The sequence below is a fragment of the Paraflavitalea sp. CAU 1676 genome (genome assembly GCF_029223285.1).
GTDB lineage: Bacteria > Bacteroidota > Bacteroidia > Chitinophagales > Chitinophagaceae > Paraflavitalea.
The window spans coordinates 147,047-165,239 of record NZ_JARHUJ010000008.1 but is presented as its reverse complement, the minus strand read 5'-3'; the positions used below and the strand labels follow the sequence as shown (position 1 = coordinate 165,239).

Sequence of the window (18,193 nt, the reverse complement as noted above, 5' to 3'; positions counted from 1 at the left end):
TGTGATAAGGTTTATTTTCCAGTTGGCACCGGGAGCGCTATGCCTTCTTTAACAGGCTCTCCAAACTGCGGCATACCCGCTATATCCCAGGTAAATGGCTGAGCACGCGGTGATCGGTGGCCGCCACATCCCTGGCCCGGTGCACTATTGGCATGGTAAAGGATCCAATCCTGTTTACCATCGGGTGACTTGAAAAATGAGTTATGTCCGGGCGCATATACGCCGTTCTCTTTCGATTGTTTAAAAAAGGGTTGCGGGTGTTTTTCCCAGGCGGCGGCATCGAGCAGGTTGTCCTTTCCGTTAAAGCTGATGACGCCCAGTGCATAGAAATCCGTCCAGCAACCGCTGGCCGAAAAGATGACGAATAATCGATTGCCGTGCGTCAATGCCTGTGGACCTTCATTTACATTCACGTGGGGCGGATTGTCTTTGTCATTCAGATCGCCATGTTTCTCCCAGTCGAACTGCGGGGCGCCGATCTTTACCCGGTTGCCTTCGATCGTCCAGGGATTCTTCATCTTCGCCAGGAAGATATCCTGCTGTCCATTGGTATCCCCTTCCCAGCCCGACCAGATCATGTACAACTGACCTTTCCAGGTAAACACATCGCCATCGATGGCCCACTTGTCGGAAGGATCGGCCACTTTTCCTTTAAAGGTCCATTCCCCTTCCATCGGGTCTTTCGCTGCATTCTCCAGCACATACATCCGGTGATGCTCGTTGCGCCCATCATCGGCGGCGAAATAGAGATACCAATTCCCCATCAGGTAATGGACCTCGGGTGCCCAAAGGTTTTTGGAGTAGCCGGTATTGACCGGTGGCTTATAGATCGTTTTGCGCTGCGCCGTTTTCAGATCGGCGAGGTTCTTTGTTTTCCAGAGATCGATGCGGTTACCTGTCGTGTGCGTATAGTAGTAATAACCGTCTTTATAAAAAGAAAAAGGGTCTGCCCCCGAGGCAAGCAATGGATTGGTAAAAGAAGCGCCGGAGGTTTGGGCCAGCGCACTTTTACCTGCGACGCAAATCAAAAAAAGGATCAAAATACCAAAACGGTTCATACGGTTACGTTTATCTTATTGAACCACGGGAAAAGAAGCGATCCGCAAGCGGGCCGCCCCCATGGGTACAAGCGTCAATTCTTTTACAGGTGCACTGGTAGCTACCGGACTTTGCGGCAGCAGTCCGCAAAGACCATACTGGTCGATGGTCCAGTTGGGTATTTGCTTACCCTTCGCCTTCAACACCACCGGCACATTGGCCTGTGTAAATGGATTGTTGTCTTTGGGCCAGCTCTTTCTTACCACCGTGAATAATTTATCGAGTGGCTGATTGTTCAGTACCAGCCCATAGTTCCAGTCGGTTGCCGGAAATATCTCGAAAGAAGGCCATTTGGCGGGGTCGGCATTCGCCTGCCATTTAGAATCGCCGATCGCCGTTTCTTTACTGTCTCTTTGTTCAAAGCGTTCTTTGATCTGCAGGGAATAAGTGATAGGACCATGATTGATGCTCACACTTTGCTTGTTCTTATCCCAGGTGCGCAGTTTTAATTGCATGGGCAATTGAAGCGTCACCTTATCATTGTTCTTCCATTGGTTACTGAGCTTCACATAGCCACCAGGCGTCGCTTCGAAAGGCACTGCCTTTCCGTTTACCTTCACCACAGGTCGTTGACTCCATTCGGGCAATCGCAGGTACAAAGGAAAGCTGGTGGGCTTAGATGTCTTAACGGTAAAACTTACTGATTCTTCGAAAGGATAATGCGTATTCTCAACTATGGTAACGGTATTACCATCGCCTACTTTGGCCGTCACCTCTCCTTCTACATACAATTGGGCCGCCAATCCATTATCGGGCGTTGCCATCCAGCTGTTCTCGGCATAATATACCCAGCCTGCGGCGTGGTTATGCTGGCAGCAGCGGCTGCTGAAGGGGTTCATCATCAGAAAAGGTCCGTTGTTGTCGATACCGGGCGCATGGTTCTTGCTATCGCTCACCACCATATTGGGCGCTGTGAGGTAGCGCAACGAACGGTAGTCGGGCATAAAGGCTGCGGGGAATGTATTGAAGGCAACATCCTCACAGTTCTCGGCCCACTTGGTATCACCAGTATACCACAGCAGGATCTGGTCGGAGGTCATTTGCTCTACCATACCGCAGGTCTCTACCAACTGGCGGGGATCGTCGTACCCTTTGCGGGCATTCTCGTCGGCGCCAAATAGGCCGCCAGGCACCTGCCCGTATATATTGCGGATAAGTTCGAAGTTATCATACGTAGCCTGCAGGTCGCCGGCATTGCGGCTCAGCATGGCATATTGTGCAGGCTCGCGGAAGCACTGCGCCACATTCACGTTGTGCCAGTTGGGCAGGTTGTTCTTTTGGGTCCAGTTGGCAGTGTTCTTATGCAGCTTGGTAGCGAGGTCCAGTAACCAGGCATCACCGGTACGGTTGTAGAGCCAGTACACGCTATAGATATTATCACCACCGCGGCTGTTCTCCCAGTAATCTTCGAGCAATTGATCGTCATTCAGGGAGAGTTGCCATTTGAAATATTTCGTCATCAGGTTCAGCACGCGCTGATCGCCTGCATATTCATAATAAGATTGGAGGCACCAGAGCATAGGCATATTGGTCCAGAGGTCTCTTTTACCACGGCGGGTAACGAGGGGGCCAAAGTCGCCATCTGCGCGCTGGTTATCGAGTGCTGCATCGATCCAGAACTTCGCTTCCCTGATCATCTTCTCATCGCGCAGCATATAACCGATATTGCCATATCCCTTCAACCAGTAAGGCAATTCTTCCCAGCCATATTTGCCTTTACCGTCTTTGTGCAGCCAGGCATTGTCTTCGCGGGAAAGCCAGATACTGATCTCCCCCAAATGGCCTGTAAGACCATCCCTTTGCAATTCCATCGCTTTTCGCAGCCAGCCGCCTGGCTTCACGGCAGTCACCGGCAGTTTTACAAAATATTGTTGTTGGAGGGGCGCTTTGTTACTGGGATAAAACTGGTTGAGGGCTGTATTATCGGGTTTGTTGACAATACTTACCTGGAGACTGTTTTGCGCTTGCAGCGGGCCGGCGAGCGCCAGGCTGATACAAGCCGACAAGGCAATGGTTCTATAGTTCCTGTTCCACATAGAAAGTTCGTTCGGTCGTTTTCTGATTGAGCGCTGCAGCACAGTTGCTATCGAACGCAGTGTAACCTGTTCCTGCAGCGCCTTCCGGAGAAGGCGCTGCGAAGGATGAAGGTATCAATGGTTATTTCATCGTAACCAGGTTAATATCGTACAGTTTGTTGTGCACTTGTTTAAGTCCCTGCACCGGCATCTTAAAGACCTTACGATCGTAGGTCATGATACCATTCACTTCCACTTCCACATCGGTGGTCTGTGTATATACGGCAGCCGACAACCCTCTCCTGATCAGGGCCGGGAACTTGTCGATGAGCTGGGAATAGTTGTTGAACAGCTCTTCGCTGTTTTTGTAACTACGGTATCCCCAGTTGTTCTTGTCCTGCCAGGTATGTCCTTCGAGGGGCAATCCCAGGCCACCAAACTCTCCCAGCACGATCACATAGTTAGAACCGTATATATCTACACTCGGCATGGCGGGCTGCGGGTAGTTGTGGAGGTCGATGATATGTCCCGCGGCATGGAAGTTACCCCCACTCGCGGTATTGACTAAACGGGAAGGGTCTTTTTGCATGGTCCAGTTCACGATCTCTTTGGTCTTGAACTGACCCCAGGCTTCGTTGAAGGGCACCCAAACAATGATGCTCGGGAAGTTGTAGAGTGCGTCCATGATGGCGGTCCACTCGGTACGGTATATTTTTTCTGACTCTGCGCTACGCTCCATATCGTACCCGATACCTTCAATGGCCGGGCGTGGTTCCCAACGGGCGCCAAGGTCACCACTGGGCATATCCTGCCAAACCAGGATACCGAGTTGATCGCAATGCGCATACCAACGGGCGGGCTCCACTTTCACGTGTTTGCGGATCATATTGAAGCCCATTTCCTTGGTTTGAACGATATCGAATTTGAGCGCTTCATCGGTGGGCGCTGTATAGAGACCATCGGGCCACCAACCCTGATCGAGGGGGCCGTACTGGAATACAAATTTGTCGTTCAGCAGCATGCGTTGTACACCGTTGCCATCTTTACCCATAGAGATCTTGCGCATCGCAAAATAGCTATCGGCCTCATCTACATTTTTACCGTTGCGCACCACGGCGATCTTCAGGTTATAGAGAAAAGGCTTTTCGGGTGTCCATAGTGTGGGATTGTCGAGCACTGCCTTTACTTCATTGCCGGCAGCCACGCTGAATTCACTGAGTTTGTTAGCGCCATTCAGCACGGTCACCTTCACGAGGTCGCCGGGCTGTGCATTGGCTACATTCGTTTGTACCGTAATGGTTTTGTTGTCAATGTTGGATGTATGCTTTGTAGAAACGATATACGTTTTATTGACCGTTTCGAGCCATACGGTTTGCCAGATACCGGTCACAGGCGTGTACCAGATACCATTGGGCTTTTTCACCTGCTTGCCGCGAGGCTGGGGGCCATCATCGGAAGGGTCATATACAGATACAGCGATCTCCTGCTCTTTTCCTTTTTTGAGGAAGGGGGTAATATCGATAGAGAACGGATCAAAACCGCCCTGGTGGGAAGCGGCCTGCTGGCCATTCACATATACGGTACAGCGCCAGTCGACCGCACCAAAGTGCAGCATTACCTGCTGGTCTTTTTTGGCGGGCGCCAGGGCTATCGATCTCTTATACCAGAGTACACTGTCTTTTCCTACCGTTTTGCCTACACCCGAAAGTGCCGACTCTACCGCATAAGGCACCAGTATGCTGCCGGCAAACGATGCGGGCATGGTACTTTCCTGTGCCTTGGGAACAATGGCATATTGCCAGAGGCCATTGAGGTTTTGCCAGTTCGCACGCACCAGTTGCGGGCGCGGATACTCGGGCAGCGGCGCAGCCGGGTTTACATTGGCCGACCACTGGGTAGTGATCTTTCCTGGCACGATCTGCCAGTTTTGTTGGGCCTTCACGGAACCGGCCAGCAATAACGATAGTAAGTAGACGGGTACTCTTTGCATGATGGGAGATATTATTTGGCTTTAAAACTATAGAATTATCGGGATTTGCTAACTGGTTTTAACAACCGGCAGCCAACGAAATGCGCTGGCTGCCGGAGTTTGACTAGTATGTTATTTTCTGTATAGGTGAATAAACCCAGTCATCCACGTTGAGGATCTTCACACCAACTCTTGCATACACAAAATTCTGTGCTGGCGTGATCGTGGGAATAGGTACACTCAGCTGCAGGTTATTGAGATCGGTACCGGCTACAACGGCTGAATCCTTGCGTTGAATCTGCAGGTTGCCATTGGCGCCAACAAAAGGAGTTCTGTTAATGAACAGGGAAACCTTTTCGATGTTCTTCGCGTTGGCATCGGTGATGATCTTTTCAATTTTGGCTGTTGCGTTGACGCGGCCACTTGCCTGGGCAAACTGTGCGCTGCGCACCATGTAGTAGGGCAATACCTCGATGTCCATTTCCTTATTGCCACTGATGTTGACCATGATGGTGTCTTTTGCAGCGCCGCCATCTACTTTTGCCAGATAAGGCCCATCATTCTTTGGCAATACCAACTTGTAATTGCCATTAAACAGGATTGCCGAAAAGGTACCTTCCTGGCTGACGGCAACGTCAATAGGTGCAAGGGTACCCCAGCCTGGTTCCCAGAGTTGAAAACGAACCTGCCCCTGGTCTACCATGATGGGTTGCCCCTGGTAGGTGATACGACCTTTGAAGGTTGAATCGGGCGCATCGCGGTTATCTTTCTTGCAGGAAGCAAACACCACCAGCAAGGTGAGTATAAATATGAAATTGATTGAGCGTTTCATGTCGTTACTTTTTGCTGATTACTGATTGGGGTTCCTGATGATCTGTGGATTACGGCTGATCACGTTGTCGCCAATAAAGGAATAATAGTTGCCAAAACGGAACCTGTCGGAGGCATTTACACGGTTGGGCAACACTTCTTTGAAGATCCATTTGCCGTGGTTGGGATTGCCCGGATCATGGATCTTATAAGGCCACAATCCCCAGGGCTGCGTGTTTCGCTTGGAGGCAACTCCGAGATTCGTATTGAGCTCAGCGGCTGTAATAGGATTACCATCCCAAACGATATGTGCCAGTCTCCAGCGTTTCATATCAAACAGGGTATGACCTTCGAAGGCCAGCTCTACCCTTCTTTCGTGCACGATCCTGTCGAAAGTAACGTCGGCAGCGGTAAGAGGAGTAGTAAGCCCTGCCCTTGCCCGCAGCGTATTCAGATAGGTTGCTGCGGTCGCTTTTTCTGTCAGTTCAAAGGCAGCCTCTGCAGCGATCAGGTAGATCTCACCCAGGCGGTAACGGATAAACCAAACATCGCTTTGTACACCCCGCTGTCCAGATCCGGTAGTAGGATCAAGGTACTTCCGCACATAGAAACCTGTTTGTGCACTGAAGGCATAACCATTGATGGGACCATCGAAACCTACTGCCTGGTAGTCGACATTATTTATTTTTTGCGTGCCTCCGGGATTACTCGAAGTAACTACAGAACCATCCGGCAACTGCAAACCGGCCCAGATATCGACAGGTTTCCCTTTGAACAAGGTGCCGGGCAACAGTATAGTACCGCCCAAACGCGCATCGCGGCCTGCAAAGATCTCGGAAGGCGTATTATAGTAGGCATAGTCACTTCCATTTTTTGTTACAAAGGGCGCGAAGGTATTATCCAGTTTTTCGAACTGCAATGCCAGGTTGAGCGATGGGTTAATACGACCACCTTCCTGCTCCTCGGCCGTATAACGTGGCTGGTTTTGTATGGTGTAGGGATGTACCTTACCGCTTTGTAATTTATAATCCTCTACAAAGATCGCTTCCTTGTTATTGGACTTGGAAGTAAAAAGTGCAGCAAAGTTCTCAACCAGATCACCTTGCTTCTCTTTATAAAGCGTGTACTCGCCAGCCTTGCCTTCGATGATATCTTTAGCAACCTGCAACGCTTTCTGGTAGTAAGCACTGGCTTTTTCAGCAGGAATTCCAACCTCACCGCCAGGCAGGGTAACGGAAGGCGTATTCACCCCGTATTTTGCAATCGAACCGGCATACAGGGCTGCTCTCGCTTGCATGGCTAAAGCAGCGCCCTTGGTAGCACGGCCTTTTTCGGCCGTACTGGTGGGCAATATATCTTTGATAGCTTCTGCTTCGCTGATCACAAAATCATAGATGGCCGATTCCTTCGCACGCGGATGTTGCAGGTAAGTGGGATCTCCACCGAAATCATACTGCTCGGGCTCCAGCAGGAGCGGCACACCACCCATACGTTTTACCAATTCGAAATAATAGGATGCACGGAGAAAACGGGCCTCTGCAACAAATCGATTTCTGTCGCTTTCCTTTAACTTTTCTGCGGCTGTACATTTTTTGATGAACAGGTTGAGGTCGCGGATGTAGCCATAATCCCAGCTACCCCATTCCCCATATCCCCATTCTGAATTTTGTACCCGCCAGTAAACGCCATTGTCTGAGGGGAAAGCATCATTAAAATTAACCATCGTTTGCCAGTCTTCAACAGTCTCGATATCGTAGTACCGGCTGTACGCATTACCCAACCAGGTGATGGTTACGGTGGGATCGCTCCACATTTGCTCTTCGCTGAACACATCGGTCGGAGACTTCTGCAGGAAGGAATCGTCCTTCAAACAGCCGGTGAGCGAGGTGGCTATTGCTATAGATGTTATTGTTATTAACTTTTTCATTACACGGAATTGAAAGGTTATAAGGAAAGATTGACACCCACGTTCACGAAGCGGCTCTGCGGATATTGCAGGCCATTATCGTCGATTACTTCAGGATCAATACCGTATTTATTCAGGTTATCGAGAGAGAACAGGTTATACACGTTAACATAAAACCTGGCACGCTGGAACTTCGCCTTGGCCAGGATCGATTTGGGGATAGAATATCCCAACTCAATAGTCCTTGCGCGGAGGTAGGTAACGTTGTGCATCCAGAACGTGGAGTTCCGATAACTGCTGTGACCACCATTGTTGAAACGATAGGCGGGGTATTTACCGGGAATCCATTTACTGCTAAGGTCAAATGGATTCTCGTGACGCCAGCGATCGGTAAGCTGCTTGTTCAATGCGCCTTCGTTCTGGAAGGGCCATCTTTGCTCCCAGTTCTGGTTCCAGGCATACATGCCACCACCTGAGAAATCGGCAGTGAAGTCAAATCCTTTGTATTGCAATCCAATGCTAAATCCAAAGGTTACGTTGGGTTGTCCGCCAGTTGTATAGCCAATGGGGCGTTGGTCAAATCCGTCGATACGACCATCTTTGTTGATATCCTCATAAATAATATCGCCGGGCAACAAATCCCTGTTGCCCTTTCCATCGATATCAACAGGATAATTGTTGATCTCCTCCTGGGTTTGGAATTGTCCGATAGCTATCAGGCCCCATTGGATGTCGCGGTAGCGGTCGATACTTTGGTCGCCCGAGTTGCGGTAGTGATCCCAGGAATTGTTCCAGCGTGGTTTGTAGGTCTTTACATATTTACCACGAGCAATCATTCCATTGCCACTTACTGTATAGTTAACCTGACCGATCTTTCCACTGTAAGCCAGTGAACCTTCTACCCCAAACTGAGCTTCGTCACGTACGTTCTCATCAGGCAAACCATATCCCAGTTCTTCCGGCAACAGGATATCATACTTCGGCCCACGCAAACCAGAACGGAGGCGATAAAAATAATCCACTGTACCACGAAGCCGGTTATTGAAGAGCGAGAAATCTGCACCGATATCGGTGATCTTGCTCCTATACCAGGAAATTTCCTTCACAGGCTCACCTTTATTGGTAGAATAGATAAGCGGTGATCCACCGAATACTACTATACCTTTATTGTACTCATACCCGGTCAGGTAGGCAAAAGGTCCAAGATTGGCGATGTCGTCATCACCCGTGATACCCCATGATGCACGGAATTTAAGGTCGGACAATACTGAATTACGTCCAACCAGTTTGCCGAAAAACCCTTCTTCAGAAAGTCTCCAGGCACCCGATACGTAGGGGAAATAACCCACGCGGCGATCTGGCGCAAACTTCCAGGACGCATCGCGGCGTACGGAAGCTTCGAAGATGTATTTGTTGGCATAGCTATAGTTTACACGGCCGATATAACCGATCCGTGCCTCACGGTCGTCGCGGTCATCGTACCTGTCCATAGTAGTAAAGTAGATCAGCGGCAAGGCATTTACCTTGGGTACTGAGTGTACATATTGTTCCAGGTTGCGGAAATCCTGCTTTTCGGCTACAGCCGTTGCACCAATGGTATGCTCTCCAAATGTGCGGTTATAGTTGAGCTGCCACTGCCAGATATTGCGCATAACCTTTCGGTTGCCGCGCTCACGCCAGGGGTTGGTAACAGAAGCGGTGACTTTATAAATATCTGTCCCCGGATCATAACTATATGCATCATATGTATACTCGTGACCGTTCATGACGCGATCGGCCAGGTAATACGAGAACTGCGCGCGGGCAGCCAACCCTTTAACAAACGGTATCTGGTACTCGGCATTGAAGTTGGTCTGCAATACGCGCCAATCTTCGCGCCAATAGCCCGACTTCGTTTTGGTCAAGAGACCCCAGTTGGTTTCATTGTGGCGGATATCCTGGAGATAAAGCGGGTTGTCGTTAGCAAAAGGACGATCCATGGGGGTGTTGCGCAACAGGGCGAAACGGGGAGCCCAGTAGTCATCCGGACCAGGCACACCCGGCTGATCGCGGGTCTCGATGCGGCCGTTGATCTGTACACCTACTTTAAGACCGTCGGCGATCTTGGCTTCCACATTACTTTGGATATTGGTTCTGCCAAAGGTGAATTCGCGTCCCAATACAGAAGTTTGGTCGAAGCGGGTTACCGAGAAGTAATAGTTGATGCGATCTGAACCACCGGTAGCGCTGGCATTGATCGAACTCATCGGCGCATTCTTTTGCACGATGTAATCGTACCAGTCGAAGCTTTTGTAACCATACTCAGTGCCGGCCTTGTATTTGTCAAGCTGCGCCTGGGTAATGGCTGTATTTCCATACTGGTTCATTTCAGCTTCCGCCTTACCGAGCATCCAATCGTAGGAATTGTTCTCGGCGCGGGGGAAACGCGTCCAGGTTTGCCAACCGGTGTAAGCATCTACGCTTACGGTGTTGCGGGTACCGGTACGGCCGCGTTTGGTAGTAACCACCACTACGCCGTTGGCAGCACGCACACCGTAAATAGCGGCAGATGCATCTTTCAGCACTGTGATACTTTCAATGTCGTTGGGTGCAAGGTTGTTGAACTGTCCGGCATCCTGCTGAATACCATCGATCACGAACAGGGGGCTGCCCATGTTGCGGATCTGGATATTCGCACTGGCGCCCGGGCGACCGTCGGCCATCCGGAAACTGACGCCCGGTATCTTACCGGCCAGTCCCGAGCTCACGGTAGCTCCACCATGCACCTTTTCGATGTCTTTGGAGGTAACCGTAGAAATGGCCCCGGTAAGGGATTCCTTTTTCCGGGAGCCATAACCGATAACGACTACTTCACCAAGGTCTTTATTGGCGCTTTCGAGCGATACAATAATATTGGTTTGAGATCCTATCCGAACTTCGCGTGCTGCGAAGCCGATAGAGGTAAATACCAGCACCGCCTTGTTGCTGGCAACACTAATAGAGAAAGCTCCATTGGTCCCTGTAACCACGGAATTTTGCGTGCCTTTCTCAGACACGGTGACATTCGGCACCACAGCGCCGGCACTGTCTTTAACAATACCCGTTACAGGGATCCTGGCCCCATCCTGGGCCATTGAAACATTGCAAATTGTAGCGAGGAGAATAAAAAGGAAAAGAAGCTTTCCTTTCTGCGGCCAGGGAATGCGGTAGCATGTCATTCCCGGCAGGGAATACCAGTTCGTACACTTCATACGGCAGTTAATTGTTAGTGAATCAATGGAAACGTTTGCATAGAATGGCGCAATCGCTGGACGATTATCCGTGTCCACCATTCATTGTAAAATTTGCATTAATCTCTTTTCTTTCGGTCTTTTATCGTCTCATTGTTTCACCAAAATGTCTCAATTGTGCAAACGCAATTGGCTAAATAGCAGTACTAATACGAATTAGCAAGGATGCAAACATCACAGGGTAAAGGAGTTGCGGGGGCATTGAATCTATATTCCAATGCTGCAAAAAGGCGCAGGATACTTTGTTATATTTGTGCAAACGGAACTTATTGCTTTGAAATTCGCTGTCATTTGCATAACGATTGCCCTCCTTGCCGCCTGTACCACTTCATATGGGCAGGGTTATTACTTCCGTCACTACCAGGTTGAACAAGGGTTATCGAACAATACCGTCTTCTGCAGCGTGCAGGATAGCAAGGGCTTTATGTGGTTTGGCACCAAAGACGGCGTAAACCGCTTTGATGGCATCACCTTTAAAGTATTCCGCCCCGATCCAAACGATCCCAAAAGCCTTGGTAATAATTTTGTGTACAGCCTGCATGAAGATGCCAGGGGTATTCTCTGGGTGGGCACCCGCGAAGGCTTGTACCGATATGATGCCCCTAGCGAAAGCTTCAGCTATATCGAACATACCCGCTTTTCCGATGTGCGCGACCTCACTTCCGATAAAAAAGGGAACGTGTGGTTTGTCGTTGGATTAAAGCTCTTCCGCTACAATGAACAAAAGGACAGCGTACCAGAGCTCATTAATAAAGACAGCAGCCTCATCACTTCCGTAGTGGTTACCGCCAATGACCAGCTCTGGGCATCTACCATAGATGGAAAGCTGCACTCGTTCAATGCAGAATACCGGCCCGAAACATCCTATGATGTATTCGATCAATCAGCACCCACCCAATCACGCTGGATCGAAGACCTGTTCGATACCGGTAAAGGATTTATTTTCATCGCCACCTCCAACCAGGGTATCAAAAGCTTCGACATCACAGGACGCACCTATAAAGACATCCTTACTTTCAACGCCGATCGCACAGATGTGTACGGAAGAGACTTCGTCCATTACGGCGGCGACGAATACTGGATCGCCACCGAATCGGGTATCTATGTATATAACCTAAAAGACGGCACCTACAGCAATCTCCGCAAACGATTCAACGACCCCTACTCTATTTCAGACAATGCCGTATACTCCCTCTGCCGCGACAAAGAAGGCGGTATCTGGGCAGGCACCTACTTCGGCGGTGTAAATTATTATCCCCGTCAATACACTTCTTTTCAGAAATACTATCCGGACAATACCCCCAATACCATCAGCGGTAATGCCGTACGCGAGATCTGCGAGGACCAGTACGGTCAGCTTTGGATCGGCACAGAAGACAGGGGCCTGAATAAACTCAACCGCACCACCGGCAAGATCACGCACTACCTGCCGGATGGCACCCCTTCCGGCATCTCCTACAGCAATATCCACGGTATACTCCCCACCGGCAATGAATTGTGGATCGGCACCTTCGAACACGGGCTCGACGTGATGGACATCCGTACCGGCAAAGTGATCCGGCATTACTCGGGAGGCGGTGGCGCCAGCAGCTTCCGGGGAAACTTTATATTGACACTCTATCAAACGAGGTCGGGTGAGCTGCTCGCCGGCACTCCCCTTGGCCTGTTCCGCTATGTAAAAGACGGCGACCACTTCACGGCAGTCGATGAAGCACCGGGTAATCACTTCATTTATTGTATTCTCGAAGATCACCAGGGTACGATCTGGCTGGGCACCATTGGCAGCGGCGTTTTGTATTATAACCCTGCTACCGGCGATAGAGGTCGACTGCTGCACGACCCTGCCAGCAAGAACAGCCTGCCCAGCGATCTTGTCAACAATGTCTTTGAAGACAGTCGCAGGCAGTTGTGGTTTGCTACAGAAGGGGGTGGTCTCTGCAAATACGATCACGCCAAACGCACCATCAAACAGTACACTACACGCGACGGTTTGCCCAGCGATTTTGTTTTTAAAATACTCGAAGATGGAAAACAGCAATTGTGGGTAAGTACCTCCCGCGGCCTCACCTGCTTTGATCCGGTAAGCGGCAAAATGAAAGTATACACGAAAGCCAATGGGCTGCTCAGTGATCAGTTCAATTACAATGCCGGCTTCAAAGACAAGAGCGGGCGCATGTATTTTGGCAGCGTAAAAGGGATGATCAGCTTTAACCCCGACGAGTTCACGTCCAATAATTATGTGCCACCGGTTTACATTACCGGGTTCCAGGTGAATAATAAAGAACTCCCCATCGACCCCAAAGGCGATCTGCTGCGTCAATCCATCATTCAAACAGCAGGGATCACCTTAACGCACGACGCTTCTACCTTCAGCATCGACTTTGCCGCCCTTAGCTATACCGCCCCCGAGATGACGCAGTACGCGTACAAAATGGAGGGGCTCGACAGGGACTGGACCTATCTAACCTCCAACCGCAAAGTATATTTCACGGGCCTGTCTGCCGGCACTTATCATTTTCTCGTTAAAGCGGCCAATAGCAGTGGTGCGTGGAGCAGTCAGGTAACGAGGATCAACATAAGGGTACTCCCCCCCTGGTGGGCCAGTCAGTGGGCCTATGTTGCCTATTCGCTGATTGCCTTTCTGCTGATACTTTATATCGTACGCAATTATCATCACCGCACGGAAGAAAAGAATAAGAGAAAGCTGGAGCTGATGGAGCATGAGAAGGAAAAAGAATTGTACCAGTCCAAGATAGAATTCTTTACCAATGTGGCGCATGAGATCAGAACCCCGCTCACGTTGATAAAAGGTCCATTGGAGAAGGTGATCAAAAAGGCTGGGGAAACACCCGATCTGAAAAACAGTCTGCAGATCATGGACCGCAACACCAACAGACTGGTAGACCTCACCAATCAATTGCTCGACTTCAGGCAAACAGAAACACGCGGCTTCAGCCTAAGCTTTACACCAGTCGATATTACCGGCTTGCTGGAAGAGACCTATGCCAACTTCAAGCCGCTGGCCGAACAGCGTAACCTTCATTTCTCGCTCGATATGCCGGAAGGCAACCTGTTGAATATGGCCGATGCGGATGCGCTGAACAAAATATTCAGCAACCTATTTAGTAATGCAGTCAAATATGCCGGCAAGCAAGTACATGTTCGCCTGTTGCCGCTTGAGCCGGGGCAGGATTATTTCTTTATTGAAGTAACCAACGATGGCGACCTGATACCAGGGGATATGAGCGAGAAGATATTCGAACCCTTCTTCCGTCTCAAACGAACTGAAAAGACCAAGGGCACCGGCATTGGACTGGCACTGGCCCGTTCACTGGCACAGCTGCACAAGGGCGACCTTTACCTGCAACCGTCAACCAATGGGTTAAATACCTTTGTACTGAAATTACCTTTACTACCGCCCGACGACAATTCGGGATCGCAATCATCCAATGACCTTATTAACCAATCGGTAAACGAATAATGCTGCTTATGACAACACCCACCATACTATTGGTCGACGACAACGAAGAGATCATCGAGTTCCTTGCCGGGGAATTAAGTGGTCAATACAATGTGCTGAAAGCCTTCAATGGTAAGGAAGCGCTCACCATCATTGGCCAGGAGCCGGTACAATTGATCGTGAGCGACGTCATGATGCCCGAGATGGATGGCTTTGCTTTGTGCAGCCTTGTAAAAGGCAATATCGATTACAGTCATATCCCGGTTATCCTGTTAACGGCCAAGAGCAGTCTCCAATCGAAGATCGAGGGTTTAAAGCTGGGTGCGGACGCATACATTGAAAAGCCTTTTTCGCCGGAGCACTTACAAGTGCAGATCGCGAACCTGCTGAGCAACCGCGTCAAAATACGTGAGTACTTTGCCAACTCACCGCTTGTTCACATAAAAAGCATGGCGTACTCTACGGCCGATGAACAGTTCCTCGAATCGCTCAACGAAACTATCCGTCAAAACCTGGAAGATACCGAGCTGGATGTGGAAAAGCTGGCCAGGTTCATGAATATGAGCAGGCCCACCTTATACCGGAAGATCAAGGCCATCTCCAACCTTACGCCCAACGAGCTCATCAATATTACCCGCCTTAAAAAGGCCGCCGAACTATTGGCCACGGGGCAGCATAAAGTATATGAAGTATCGGATATGGTGGGGTATAATTCGCAGAATAATTTCGGACGCAACTTCCTCAAGCAATTTGGCATTACCCCCACGGAATACATGAGCATGAAGAAGGGCGAATAAAAAAGGGATCCGGAAGTGGCCCTGCAGAGGCCTCCGCTGCGTGCAGCGGAGGCTTTGTGCGAGGACTGCTTCCGGATCCCGGGTAGCCTATAGTTCGCCTTTTACTCTTTCAAAATTCTGATCGATTGTCCGTTCTTCAATCGAAGTGTATACACACCACTATTGTATTGATGCATTTTAATGGTAGTAACTGATTGCGTGATCAGTATCCGCTGCCTTTCGCGGCCCGTACCATCGTACAGGATCGCCGTCGTATTGATCAACTCCTTATCCGTTACATTCAATGTTGTAGCCCCCTTCACCGGGTTCGGATAGAGGGTAACCAGTCCCTGGCGATCGCTTCTCAGCAGGATCACTTTACTGTAGGTGCTGCGGCCATCGATATCGATTTGCCTGATGCGATAAGATGCTTTTCCATTGAGCGCAGCAGCTTCCTGGTAGCTATAGGCGTGCTCACCATCGCCTTGTGAATTGACAGTACCGATGGTGGTATAGGCCTGCCCATCGACCGATTTCTCAATTCTATAGGAAGCCACTTGTTGTTCCTGTACTGCCCAGTTAAGGTTAACCTTGCCCTGGGCATCGAGCGAACCATTTACTGATTGCCAAACCACTGGCAACACTGACTGCGTGGTTTGCAGGAAGAAGCCGCTGAACCCAACCACACTGAACGTAATTTCCCACCGGTTGGCCGTTCCATTAAATACAATATTGGCATCCACCGGATCGATCAACACACCACTTCCGCTATAGGTGCCCGGCAAGCCGGTTCCGTTGCTGCTGACACCTTTCAGTTGGCTCAACCGAATCCTGGCCTTTCCGGCTGCATCGCCCGAACCGGTCGGAAGCAGTAAGGTAACACCCGGATACGCATTGAACGTATTAAATTCGGCTTGTGTAAAGTAAAGCGTTATAGTCGCAGTAGCGCTGGCTGCTGCGGTAGCGGGTTGTATCTCATAGTGCCTTTGTACATATGGTGCACCAAACTCGTCTGTTTGCACAGTAGGTTCAAACCATACCTTGGTAGAAACAACTCCACCTACCGCAGAACCACCAGACGGCACCACCTTAGCGATCAGGTTACAAGCCGCATCGTAGATGTTGGTATTGTTGGCCGAAACCACCACCGTAGTATTGCTGGTATTAGCTGTTGCCAGTTGCGTGGTGGGCAGGCCGATCACTGCAGGTTTCACGACATTGGCACTTGCGGCATCTGTTACAGTAACATTGTACGTTCCTACACAAAGGCCGGTAGCGGTGGTACCCGTTCCACCCGATGGAGACCAGGCATAGGTATAAGGCGCCGTGCCACCAAAGGCCTGCACGGTCGCAGAACCATTACAGCCATTTACGCAGGTGGCATTTACGACGGTCGTTATCGCCGCCAGCGGTGTTGTAAACTGCGCGAATAATAAGTCGGAGGAAGTTCCGGATGCAGTTAACGTAAAGGGGCCAAAAGTGGCTGTACCGGCGAACTGTCCTGCTATCGCCATCTTTTGCAAGGGTCCACCTACCGAAATACTTCTGCCTACGTCATCAACGGTACCACTGGTACCGCCTGATTGGCCAGCCCATAAGAAGGTGCCGTCTGTGGCTGCTAAACCAGCCACAAAGATGTCGCCAAAAGTGGCGGAAACACTGGTCAGGGTAGTCGATCCGAACGTAAGCGTATTTTCAAACTGCCCCGTTACGCCGATCAAGCCAAGACCATTACTGCAGATGCCATTACCCCGGTCGAATGCGGAACCACCGCTGGGCTTAACAGCCCAGATAAAGCCGTTGGTGGCAGGGTCGTACCGGGCCATATAAATATCATCGTCGGTATCGCCGGTAAGGTTGATGGAGCCGAAGGTGATCGTTGGATTATCGAAGTAACCCGTAAAAATAACGTCCTGGGTATAGGCATCGTACGTGATGGCCAGGCCCGCTTCATCGCCGGCCGTACTTACGGGCACAGCGCTTAAGAAAGCCCCGGTACCCGCATTCAATTCCAGTACGATGATATCGTTCGTACCCAGGTTGCTTACTGAAGGTAACGCACCATAGGTAGCAGTAGTAGTATTATAACTACCAGTTACGATGATTTCATCGAGTGGAGCAGGAGCATAGCTAATACCGTTTCCATTATCGCCACTCGCGGTGGCGCCACCACCACTGAGCCAAATAGGCGCGCCGGTGGCGGTGTTGAATTTGGCTACATAGAGATCGGTGCTCGATCCTCCCGTTGGGCTGATCGTTGTAGCGCCCAAGGTCATACTACCGCTGTAATTACCTGTTATAGCGGGATTGTTGCTCCCATCGAGACATATGGCATTGACACCATCACCAGTGGCAGAGCCCACTTTGGTAACCCATGTAAAAGTTCCTGTGGAAGCACTAAGTTTCGTTACAAACACATCCGTACCTCCGGTTGTGGCAATGGGAGTCAGCGCCCCAAAGGTGGCCGTCCCTGTGAATGTGCCCGTCACGTAAACATTGGTACCGTCGGTAGCAATGGCAAAGCCGGCATCAACGCCTGTACCACCCGCATGGGTAGCCCACCGAAAAGCGCCTGTAGACGTATAACTGGCGATCACAATATCTGCAGAACCATAAGAAATAAGGTTTCCTGCCGGGGACAAGGCCGGATCAAAATTGATCGTACCCCCAAAAGTACCTGTATAGTACGTGTTACCACTATTGTCTGTACAAACACCACGCGCCGTTTCGCCGGGTGTTGACCCAAATCCATAGGCATAATTCCAGGTTTGTGTAAACGCCCTGGTGGATAGCATGAAACATAGCAGAAGCATTGCAAAACGACTGGCTATACAGGTCGTAGTCAATGCAGGCAATAAGTACTTTCTCATAGAAAAGTTTGTTGTTATGA

9 protein-coding genes are annotated in these 18,193 nt (G+C 50.2%); 2 read left to right on the top strand and 7 right to left on the bottom strand.

What is annotated here, in order from left to right; genetic code table 11:
• Nucleotides 1-11: 11 nt before the first annotated feature.
• The 6 genes from P2H89_RS25565 to P2H89_RS25540 form a co-directional block, all read right to left on the bottom strand.
• The gene (locus P2H89_RS25565) at nt 12-1,058 is read right to left on the bottom strand and encodes a glycoside hydrolase family 43 protein (protein WP_275832391.1); all 1,047 of its coding nucleotides are present in this window, start codon (nt 1,056-1,058) and stop codon (nt 12-14) included.
• A gap of 15 nt (nt 1,059-1,073) precedes the next feature.
• Nucleotides 1,074-3,134 carry a beta-L-arabinofuranosidase domain-containing protein gene (locus P2H89_RS25560; protein ID WP_275832389.1) on the bottom strand — a complete coding sequence of 687 codons (2,061 nt, stop codon included), beginning with the start codon at nt 3,132-3,134 and terminating at the stop codon, nt 1,074-1,076.
• 121 nt (nt 3,135-3,255) lie between these two features.
• Complete coding sequence (locus P2H89_RS25555; protein ID WP_275832388.1) at nt 3,256-5,103, bottom strand: sugar-binding domain-containing protein; 1,848 nt, start codon at nt 5,101-5,103, stop codon at nt 3,256-3,258.
• A 103-nt stretch (nt 5,104-5,206) separates the two neighbouring features.
• Entirely contained in the window at nt 5,207-5,914 is a 708-nt protein-coding gene (locus P2H89_RS25550) for a DUF3823 domain-containing protein (RefSeq protein WP_275832386.1), read from the bottom strand.
• Nucleotides 5,915-5,932: 18 nt separating this feature from the next.
• Nucleotides 5,933-7,819, bottom strand: a complete 1,887-nt coding sequence (locus P2H89_RS25545; RefSeq protein WP_275832384.1) for a RagB/SusD family nutrient uptake outer membrane protein — start codon at nt 7,817-7,819, stop codon at nt 5,933-5,935.
• A 17-nt stretch (nt 7,820-7,836) separates the two neighbouring features.
• Nucleotides 7,837-11,028: a TonB-dependent receptor gene (locus P2H89_RS25540; protein ID WP_275832383.1), complete on the bottom strand. Its 3,192-nt coding sequence runs from the start codon at nt 11,026-11,028 to the stop codon at nt 7,837-7,839.
• Between the two features lie 313 nt (nt 11,029-11,341).
• Between P2H89_RS25540 and P2H89_RS25535 the strand changes: the two genes are divergently transcribed.
• Both P2H89_RS25535 and P2H89_RS25530 read left to right on the top strand, forming a co-directional pair.
• On the top strand, nt 11,342-14,548 hold the full coding sequence (locus P2H89_RS25535) for a sensor histidine kinase (protein WP_275832380.1): 3,207 nt from the start codon (nt 11,342-11,344) through the stop codon (nt 14,546-14,548).
• A gap of 8 nt (nt 14,549-14,556) precedes the next feature.
• Nucleotides 14,557-15,324 carry a response regulator gene (locus tag P2H89_RS25530; protein ID WP_275832378.1) on the top strand — a complete coding sequence of 256 codons (768 nt, stop codon included), beginning with the start codon at nt 14,557-14,559 and terminating at the stop codon, nt 15,322-15,324.
• A gap of 101 nt (nt 15,325-15,425) precedes the next feature.
• On the opposite strand, the gene P2H89_RS25525 is transcribed toward P2H89_RS25530, so the two are convergent.
• Nucleotides 15,426-18,173: a T9SS type A sorting domain-containing protein gene (locus tag P2H89_RS25525; RefSeq protein ID WP_275832376.1), complete on the bottom strand. Its 2,748-nt coding sequence runs from the start codon at nt 18,171-18,173 to the stop codon at nt 15,426-15,428.
• Nucleotides 18,174-18,193 lie beyond the last annotated feature (20 nt).

Bases quoted from the DNA above. Each gene is read 5' to 3' on its own strand.
- P2H89_RS25565 (WP_275832391.1), bottom strand. From the start codon at position 1,058: ATGAACCGTTTTGGTATTTTGATCCTTTTTTTGATTTGCGTCGCAGGT.
- P2H89_RS25560 (WP_275832389.1), bottom strand. From the start codon at position 3,134: ATGTGGAACAGGAACTATAGAACCATTGCCTTGTCGGCTTGTATCAGC.
- P2H89_RS25555 (WP_275832388.1), bottom strand. From the start codon at position 5,103: ATGCAAAGAGTACCCGTCTACTTACTATCGTTATTGCTGGCCGGTTCC.
- P2H89_RS25550 (WP_275832386.1), bottom strand. From the start codon at position 5,914: ATGAAACGCTCAATCAATTTCATATTTATACTCACCTTGCTGGTGGTG.
- P2H89_RS25545 (WP_275832384.1), bottom strand. From the start codon at position 7,819: ATGAAAAAGTTAATAACAATAACATCTATAGCAATAGCCACCTCGCTC.
- P2H89_RS25540 (WP_275832383.1), bottom strand. From the start codon at position 11,028: ATGAAGTGTACGAACTGGTATTCCCTGCCGGGAATGACATGCTACCGC.
- P2H89_RS25530 (WP_275832378.1), top strand. From the start codon at position 14,557: ATGACAACACCCACCATACTATTGGTCGACGACAACGAAGAGATCATC.
- P2H89_RS25525 (WP_275832376.1), bottom strand. From the start codon at position 18,173: ATGAGAAAGTACTTATTGCCTGCATTGACTACGACCTGTATAGCCAGT.